The following is an 8,286-nucleotide window of genomic DNA, read 5'->3' as shown; positions in this document are numbered from 1 at the left end:
TTGATGACGTTCCAGCCGGCGCCGCGGAAGAAGCTCTCCAGCTCCTGGATGATCTTGCCGTTGCCGCGCACCGGGCCGTCGAGGCGCTGCAGATTGCAGTTCACGACGAAAGTCAGGTTGTCGAGGCCCTCGTTGGCGGCCACCTGCAGCTGACCGCGGCTCTCGACCTCGTCCATCTCACCGTCGCCCAGGAATGCCCAGACGCGCGAGCGGGAAGCATCCTTGATGCCTCGGTTGGTGAGGTACTTGTTGGTCATCGCCTGGTAGATGGCGTTGATCGGACCGAGGCCCATCGACACAGTCGGGAACTGCCAATAGTCGGGCATGAGCCGCGGGTGCGGGTAGGAGGGGATGCCGAGCGGAGCCTTGGACTTCTCCTGGCGGAAGCCGTCAAGCTGATCCGCCGACAGGCGTCCCTCGAGGAAGGAGCGGGCGTAGATGCCAGGCGAGGCGTGGCCCTGGATGAAGACCTGGTCGCCGCCGCCGGGGGCGTCGAGCCCGCGGAAGAAATGATTGAAACCGACTTCATACAGCGATGCCGACGATGCGTAGGTCGAGATGTGTCCGCCGACGCCGATCTCCGGGCGCTGTGCGCGGTGTACGGTCAGCGCCGCGTTCCAGCGGATCCATCGACGGTAGCGCCGCTCGACCTCTTCGTCACCCGGGAACTCGGGCTCGTTCTCTGGCGCGATCGTGTTGATGTAGTCGGTCGTCGGCACCTGCGGCACGTTCAGGTGCAGCTCGTGCGAGGTCTGCAGCAGGCTCAGCATGATCTCGCGGCCGCGTCCGGCACCCTTGCTGTCGACCAGCTGGTGCAGGGATTCCTGCCACTCTGCGGTCTCATCGGGATCGCTGTCCTGCGGGCCCTGCGAGTACGGATCCTGATCGTTGACAGTCACGGGAACCCTTTCGTCGCCTGGCAGATCGTGCCAGGAATGCGGCTGCGGCTGCGTGGGCGCTGCGTTCAGCGGGCACAACACTTCGTGCATCAGCCTAGTCACATCCGGCTGCCGCGAGGCGAGGCATCCGGCTCTCGTAGACTTGTCATCGTGGGGCCTATAGCTCAGTCGGTCAGAGCACCTCGTTTACACCGAGGGGGTCGGGAGTTCGAGTCTCTCTGGGCCCACGCGGCGCCGTCGTGCGCCGGCGACGCGAGGTAGGTTGGAGGCGTGAAAGCCAGTCCTACCGATCAGGCCCGTCTTCTTGACCTCGCCGCTCTGGACGCGGGCATCCGCCACGCGGATGATGCGCGTCGTCATCCCGCCCAGGCCGCGCAGGTACAGGAATTGGTGGCGCGTCGGCAGAAGTTGTCGTCCGAACTCACCGGGCTTCTCGGCGCCCGCGATGACGCGAAGGCAGAGCTCGCTCGGGTGGAGTCCGATGTCACGCTTGTCGATGCACGAGCGGCGCGCGACACCGAGCTGCTCGCAGCAACGACCAACGCGAAGGATGCGCAGGGTCTTGAGCACGAGATCGCGTCCCTGGCCAAGCGCAAGAGCGATCTCGAAGACGCCGAGCTGGGGATCATGGAGCGGCTGGAGGTCGCAGATGCGGCCATTGCCGCGCAGCAGCAGCTGATTGCAGCCACGAATGCCGAAGGAGCTCGCTTGAGCGCTGAGGGAAAGGCTGCCGTTGCGGAGGCGACGGCACGCTTCGATGCAGCCACGCGCGACCGCTCGGCTGTCGCCGCGCAGGTTTCGCTTGAGCTGGTCGCGCTGTACGACCGCATCTCAGCGCGCGGCGTCGGTGCGGGAGCGCTCCGTCAGCGGACGTGCGAGGCGTGCCGCATGGTGCTCTCCGGGACGGATCTCCATTCCCTTCGGCAGGCGGCGGAGGACGACGTCGTGATGTGCCCGGAGTGCGGGTGCATCCTTGTGCGCACGGAAGGGTCCGGTCTCTGACCTCCTCCGTGCTGCGGGAGGTTCGGGCCGCCGCGGACGCCTCGAAGTTCTGGCCAGGCAATCCGCTGACGGCCACCGCCCGTAGACTCCAGAGTGCGAATGGGTCGGCTGGACGGTCGCGTGGCGGGCAACCGCACCGAGGAACGTCCGGGCTCCACAGGGCAGGGCGGTGGGTAACACCCACCCGGAGTGATCCGCGAGACAGTGCCACAGAGAGCAGACCGCCCGGGCTTCGGCCCGGGTAAGGGTGAAAGGGTGGTGTAAGAGACCACCGGGATCGTGGTGACACGATCCGCTCGGTAAACCTCGCCCGGAGCAAGGTCAGACAGGGGATGTTGACGCGGCTCGCCGAGTCCCCGGGTAGACCGCTGGAGCGGCGCGGCAACGTGTCGCCGAGAGAGATGACCGTCCAAGGGGCCTCGGCCCCCGGACAGAACCCGGCGTACAGGCCGGCCCATTCGCCCCACTGTGCTCGATTCAGGCATCACCTGCCGATACCCGCGCCGAGAGCGCAGCAGCACCGATGATCCCGGCGTTATTGCGGTGCACGGCGGGTACGATCGGCGTCTTCAGCTCAAGCAGCGGCAGAAACTCTTCGGAGTGCTTGGACACGCCGCCGCCGACGATGAAAAGATCCGGACTCAAGAGGAATTCCAGGTGGCTGTAATACCACTGCAGCCGCTTTGCCCACTTGACCCAGGTCAAGTCTTCGCGCTCCATCGCCGAGTACGCGGCCCATGCCTCCACGTCCGACGTTTTTTCGGCGCGCTGCAGGTGGCCGAGTTCCGAGTTCGGAATCAGGATGCCGTTGTGCAGCATCGCCGTCCCGATGCCGGTGCCGAGTGTTGTGAGAATCACCAACCCGCCGACACCCCGGGCCGCCCCGTAGCGCACTTCCGCCACGCCGGCGACATCCGCGTCGTTTGCGAAGTGGATCTCGCGCCCGAGCCCGTCCTCGAAGAACTTCTCGGCTTCGAACCCGATCCATGTGTCCGCGACGTTCGCGGCTGACATCGTGCGGCCGTTCCTCACGATCGCCGGAAATGCCACACCGAGTGGGACATCGGCATCCGTCACCCCGAGCGTCTCGAGGACAGTCCGTACCGCCTCCAGGACGTCGTCGGGCTCTGCCCCCGCTGGTGTGGCGACCTTCACGCGCTCGCTCAGCAGTGCACCGGCCTGCAGGTCGACGAGCGCTCCCTTGATCCCGGTTCCACCGATGTCCACACCGACCGCCCGCGCCGCATTCATCGCCATGTGTACACCCTACCGAGCAGCGCTCAGAGGCTCCGCAAGCCTAGGATCGAGCCAGAGCATGCGGGCCGACGCATGTCGCGCGGGATGGAGCACGAGATGTCGGAAGAGAAGTACTGGTACAACCTCACGACACACACCGTCGAGCGCGGGTATGAGTCGCCCGCGATAGATCGCGCGGGCCCTTTCGATACCGAAGCAGAGGCGGCGAACGCGCCTGCCCTGCTCGCGGCGCGCGCGCGCGCATGGGCCGAAGAGGACGCGCGTGATGACGCCTGGCACGAGAGTGGCAGCGCAGATCCATCCGGCGAGGCGCTCGGCGGCGCGGGCCGATAGTCTGGCCTTCGGACCGGCTCCGCCTTCCGACCGGTTTCTGAGAGGACGCGATGGACAAGCAGAGGGACTTCGTACTGCGCACGATCGAGGAGCGCGGGGTGAAGTTCGTCCGCCTTTGGTTCACGGACGTCATCGGCACGCTGAAGTCTGTCGCGATCGCGCCCGCCGAAGTCGAGGGTGCCTTCACCGAGGGCATCGGATTCGACGGCTCCGCGATCGAGGGTCTGACCCGCTCGTACGAGTCGGATCTGCTCGCGCACCCCGATCCGACGACCTTTCAGACGTTGCCGTGGCGAGGCGAGATCGACCCGACCGGCCGGATGTTCTGCGACTTGACGACGCCGGACGGTCAGCCGGCGGTTGCAGACCCGCGTCACGTCCTGAAGCGGACGCTGGCCAAGGCCGCCGATGCCGGATTCACGTTCTATACGCACCCCGAGATCGAGTTCTACCTTCTGAAATCCTCGTCGTACGGTGCGGAAGGCCCCGAGCCGGTGGACTCGGCCGGCTACTTCGACAACGTTCCCGGTGGCACGGCGCATGACTTCCGCCGCCGCAGCGTGCGGATGCTGGAGGACCTCGGCATCTCCGTCGAGTACAGCCACCACGAGGGCGGACCCGGCCAGAACGAGATCGATCTGCGGTATGCCGACGCTCTCGCGACAGCGGACAACATCATGACCTTCCGCACCGTCATCAAGGAGGTTGCGATCGAACAGGGCGTCTACGCGACGTTCATGCCGAAGCCCCTGAGCGGTCAGCCGGGAAGCGGAATGCACACTCACATGTCTCTGTTCGAGGGAGACCAGAACGCCTTCTACGAGGCGGGCGCGCAGTACCAGCTCTCCCAGACGGGTCGGCAGTTCATCGCCGGGCTGCTCAAGCATGCGAACGAGATCGCCGCGGTCACCAACCAGTTCGTCAATTCGTACAAGCGGCTCTGGGGAAGCGATGAGGCGCCGAGCTTCATCTGCTGGGGGCACAACAACCGGTCTGCGCTCGTGCGCGTGCCCATGTACAAGCCCAACAAGGGACAGTCCACGCGGGTCGAATACCGTGCGGTGGATTCGGCGGCCAATCCATACCTGTCGTTCGCGCTCATGCTCGCTGCCGGTCTCAAGGGGATCGAAGAGGGATACGAACTCCCGCCGGAAGCGGAGGACAACGTCTGGTCGCTCACCGACGTAGAGCGGCGTGCGCTCGGCTACGAGGCGATGCCGGCCAGCCTGGATCGCGCGCTGGAACACATGGAGGATTCCGAACTGGTCGCCGAAACGCTTGGCGAGCAGGTGTTCAACTATGTGCTTCTCAACAAGCGTCGCGAATGGCACGAGTACCGCGCCCAGGTCACGCCCTTCGAGCTGAAGAGCAACCTGGAGATGCTCTAACCCGCCATGTCGGTCGGCGAGCGCTCCTCGGCCCTCACCAGGCTCGCGCGGATCGGATTCGGGGACCTCAACGACGCCGATCGACTGCTGACGGAACTCGCCGAGCTCACCGGTTTCGACCGACCCGGATTGCTGACCCTCGCGGAACTCGCGGGCGATCCGGATGAAGCGCTGGCCGCGCTCGTGAAGATCGCTCGACGAGACTCAGCTGCGGTCGGGGAGGCGCTCGAGAACTCGGGCGCCGCGGTGTGGAGATTGCTGGGTGCTTCTCGGGGGTTCGCGGAGTTCTACCTGCGCCATCCTCGCGAGCTCGATCACCTCCACGGCGCGGGAGGAGGACTCCCGTCGACGCGCGAACTCGAGGCCGAACTGCTCGATGCCGTCGGCGCCGACCCCGAGGGGTTCGCCGCATCCGGTGACGAGAATGCCTGGGTGGCGTTGCGCATCCGCTACCGGCGAATGGTGGCGCGCATCGCCGCGTTCGACCTCGCCGTCCCGGATGCACTGGACGTTGTCGCGTCGGTGGCGGCCGCCCTGGCGGACGCTGCGGGCGCAGCTCTCGAGGCTTCGCTCTGCGTCGCACGCACGCGCGTCGCGGGCGGGGGAGCCGGAGCGGGGCTCTTCCCTCGCATTCAGGTCGCCGGCACTCAACTCGCGATCATCGGGATGGGCAAGACCGGTGCGCGCGAGCTGAACTATGTCAGCGACGTCGACGTCATCTTCGTGGGGGGAGCCGACGCCGCGCTGATCGAGGAGATCGGCGAAAGTCGTGCCATCGACATCGCAACTCGACTGGCGGTCCAGACGATGCGCGGGATTTCGGGGGCCGAGATTGAGCCGCCGCTCTGGGAAGTGGATGCAAACCTGCGCCCGGAGGGCAAGCAGGGCGCGCTCGTGCGCAGCCTCGACTCACACCTGTCCTACTACGACCGATGGGCGAAGAGCTGGGAATTCCAGGCGCTGCTGAAGGCCCGCCCGATCGCGGGTGATCGGGCGCTGGGTGAGGCTTACGTGGCTGCCGTGCAGCCGAAGATCTGGACGAGCGCCGCCCGCGAGAATTTCGTCGACAGCGTCCAGCGGATGCGGGAGCGCGTCACCGAGCACATTCCCCCCGCGGACGTCCCCTATCAGCTCAAGCTCGGGCCCGGCGGCATCCGCGACATCGAGTTCACCGTCCAGCTCCTCCAGCTCGTCCACGGACTCGGCGACACCAGCATCCACCAGCGAGGAACCCTCGATGCCCTCGAAGCGCTCGTAGACAGCGGTTACATCGGACGCAGCGACGCGGCCGTGTTCGCACGCGACTACCGGGTCCTTCGCGTACTCGAACATCGCATGCAGTTGCGCGGACTGCAGCGCACGCACCTCATGCCCACGGCTCCGGAGGGACTGCGCGTCCTTGCCCGGGTATCCGGGTTGGCCGAGGGCGGGCCCGAGGTGTGGGTGTTGTGGGAGGCGGTCAAGCGTGAGGTGCGTGAGGTCCATGTGCGGCTCTTCTACCGTCCGCTGCTGTCGGCGGTGGCGGCCCTCCCCGCCGGTGAACAGCAGTTGTCGCCCGACCAGGCAGTCGCCCGATTGGCGGCGATCGGCTTCCGGGATCCGGCGGGAGCCCTCCGGCACATCGGCGCACTGACAGACGGACTCAGCCGCAAGTCCACGATCCAGCGCCACCTGCTGCCGGTGATGATCCGATGGTTCGCCGACGGCGTCGACCCGGATTATGGACTCATCGCGTATCGCCGCATCAGCGAACGCCTCGGTGACACCCCGTGGTTCCTGAGGATGCTTCGGGACTCGTCGGGCGCGGCGGAACGCTTGACCCGGGTTCTGTCCGGGTCTCGCTACATCGGCGAACTGATGGAGTGGATTCCGGAATCCGTCGCGTGGCTCGACTCCGATGAACTGCTGCGCCCGCGCGGCGGCGTCGCGCTGCAGGAGGAGGCACGGGCCATTCAGGCACGCCACGAAGCGATCGCCGATGCGATGCGCGCCGTGCGGGTGCTGCGGCGCCGCGAGCTGCTCCGTCTCGCGCTCGGTGGCCTGCTGGGCACCGCCACGATCGACGAACTCGCCGAGGGACTCACGACGATCAGCGAGGTCACGATCCAAGCGACCCTTCGTGCCGTGAGGCGGGAGATCGTTCCGCCGGAGGATGCTGCATTGGACTTCTCGGTCATCGCGATGGGGCGCTTCGGCGGCGGTGAACTCGGCTTCGGCTCCGACGCGGACATCCTCTATGTCTACGACGCCAACGGGCTCGACCCTCAGCGCGCCAACGTGCTCGCCTTGCAGATCGTGGCCGGTCTGCGTACGCATTCCGAAGACCATCGCGTCCCCTTTGAGCTCGACGCGGATCTGCGCCCTGAGGGTCGCAACGGGCCCATGGTGCGATCGCTCGAGTCGTACATCGAGTACTACCACCGCTGGTCGCTGTCGTGGGAGGCGCAGGCCCTCCTGCGCGCGCGGGGCGTGGCGGGCAGCGTCAAGCTCATCCGGCGGTTCATGACGCTGGCCGACGAAGTCCGCTATCCGGCGCGGGTCGACCGTCAGGATCTGCGGGAGATAAAGCGGATCAAAGCGCGCGTCGAGAACGAGCGTCTGCCGCAGGGCGCGGATCGAGCGCGCAATCTGAAGCTCGGTCCGGGCGGATTGAGTGACGTGGAATGGCTCGTCCAGCTCTTGCAACACGAGCACGCGCACGATATCCCGGCGCTGCGGACCACCTCGACGCTCGGAGCTCTCAGTGCAGCGCGGGACGCTGGCCTTGTGCCCGATGCTGCTGCGACCTATCTCGCCGAGGCGTGGCGGCTCGCCAGTCGGCTGCGGTCGGCGAATACGCTCCTGTCGGGTCAGACGAGCGATGTGCTGCCCACCGACCGCGGGAAGCTCGATGGCATCGGCCGTCTGCTGGAATACCCCCCGCGATCCGCGACGCGCGTCGAAGAGGAATGGATGCGGACGGCGCGCCGCGCGCGTCGCGCGTTCGAGAAGCTCTTCTACGGCTGAAGCCGCATGGCCTCATGGGCGATTCGTAGCAGCCCTCCAACCCACGTCATCTGCTCGGCAGGCTCAGATCGACGAAGCAGCTGCCCTGCTGACGGATTCGGTCGGTGCGTCGCGGTGCAGGGCGGCGAGCGGGCGGCCGTCGTCTGCCTCGGCGGCTCCGCCGGCCGCGACGTAGGCTGTTTCCACGATCGCGGAGGCCACCGCGAGCTCGGCTTCGTCTCGGGGCCCATACAGCATGAGCACGATCGGGGGGATCATTCCCTGCGTGACAATGTAGTGGTATTCCCCCCAGCCGAGCTCGATCAGCTTCTCGGTGACGGGGGTGGGCAGATTCAGGTGAAGGCTCCCGTCGTCGGCCGGGTGGATGTGCCCCCACTCGCCCCCGAACAGGTCGGGCAATG

At 66.7% G+C, this 8,286-nt stretch carries 6 protein-coding genes, 1 tRNA gene, 1 other RNA gene and 1 pseudogene; 6 read left to right on the top strand and 3 right to left on the bottom strand.

The genetic code is table 11. The features are described 5' to 3' along the window. Positions 1 to 899, bottom strand: a pseudogene (locus QZV81_RS07645) (pyruvate dehydrogenase (acetyl-transferring), homodimeric type); the annotation flags it as partial. Positions 900 to 1,052: 153 nt separating this feature from the next. Between QZV81_RS07645 and QZV81_RS07640 the strand changes: the two are divergent. The 3 genes from QZV81_RS07640 to rnpB all read left to right on the top strand — a co-directional run bounded on the left by QZV81_RS07640 (position 1,053) and on the right by rnpB (position 2,362). After that, positions 1,053 to 1,126 (top strand) — tRNA-Val (locus QZV81_RS07640). 43 nt (positions 1,127 to 1,169) lie between these two features. Then, the gene (locus QZV81_RS07635) at positions 1,170 to 1,901 is read left to right on the top strand and encodes a C4-type zinc ribbon domain-containing protein (RefSeq protein WP_292835214.1); all 732 of its coding nucleotides are present in this window, start codon (positions 1,170 to 1,172) and stop codon (positions 1,899 to 1,901) included. A gap of 100 nt (positions 1,902 to 2,001) precedes the next feature. Beyond that, positions 2,002 to 2,362, top strand: an RNA gene (gene rnpB / locus QZV81_RS07630) — RNase P RNA component class A. A 16-nt stretch (positions 2,363 to 2,378) separates the two neighbouring features. On the opposite strand, the gene ppgK is transcribed toward rnpB, so the two are convergent. Beyond that, positions 2,379 to 3,158: a polyphosphate--glucose phosphotransferase gene (gene ppgK / locus QZV81_RS07625; RefSeq protein WP_292835211.1), complete on the bottom strand. Its 780-nt coding sequence runs from the start codon at positions 3,156 to 3,158 to the stop codon at positions 2,379 to 2,381. A gap of 72 nt (positions 3,159 to 3,230) precedes the next feature. Here ppgK and QZV81_RS07620 point away from each other — a divergent pair, with 72 nt between their 5' ends. The 3 genes from QZV81_RS07620 to QZV81_RS07610 are packed head-to-tail and all read left to right on the top strand — an operon-like array spanning position 3,231 to position 7,885. Then, on the top strand, positions 3,231 to 3,491 hold the full coding sequence (locus QZV81_RS07620; protein ID WP_292835208.1) for an SPOR domain-containing protein: 261 nt from the start codon (positions 3,231 to 3,233) through the stop codon (positions 3,489 to 3,491). A 50-nt stretch (positions 3,492 to 3,541) separates the two neighbouring features. Continuing rightward, positions 3,542 to 4,879 carry a type I glutamate--ammonia ligase gene (gene glnA, locus QZV81_RS07615; protein ID WP_292835205.1) on the top strand — a complete coding sequence of 446 codons (1,338 nt, stop codon included), beginning with the start codon at positions 3,542 to 3,544 and terminating at the stop codon, positions 4,877 to 4,879. A 6-nt stretch (positions 4,880 to 4,885) separates the two neighbouring features. Next, complete coding sequence (locus tag QZV81_RS07610) at positions 4,886 to 7,885, top strand: bifunctional [glutamine synthetase] adenylyltransferase/[glutamine synthetase]-adenylyl-L-tyrosine phosphorylase (protein ID WP_292835202.1); 3,000 nt, start codon at positions 4,886 to 4,888, stop codon at positions 7,883 to 7,885. A 63-nt stretch (positions 7,886 to 7,948) separates the two neighbouring features. Here QZV81_RS07610 and QZV81_RS07605 read toward each other — a convergent pair. Beyond that, the coding region (locus QZV81_RS07605) for a luciferase family protein (protein ID WP_292835199.1) at positions 7,949 to 8,286 on the bottom strand (338 nt) is incomplete at its 5' end.

It is taken from the genome of Microbacterium sp. (genome assembly GCF_011620665.1).
Taxonomy (GTDB): Bacteria; Actinomycetota; Actinomycetes; order Actinomycetales; family Microbacteriaceae; genus Microbacterium.
The sequence above is the reverse complement of the archived record's forward strand: the minus strand, read 5'-3'. Positions and strand labels throughout refer to the sequence as shown.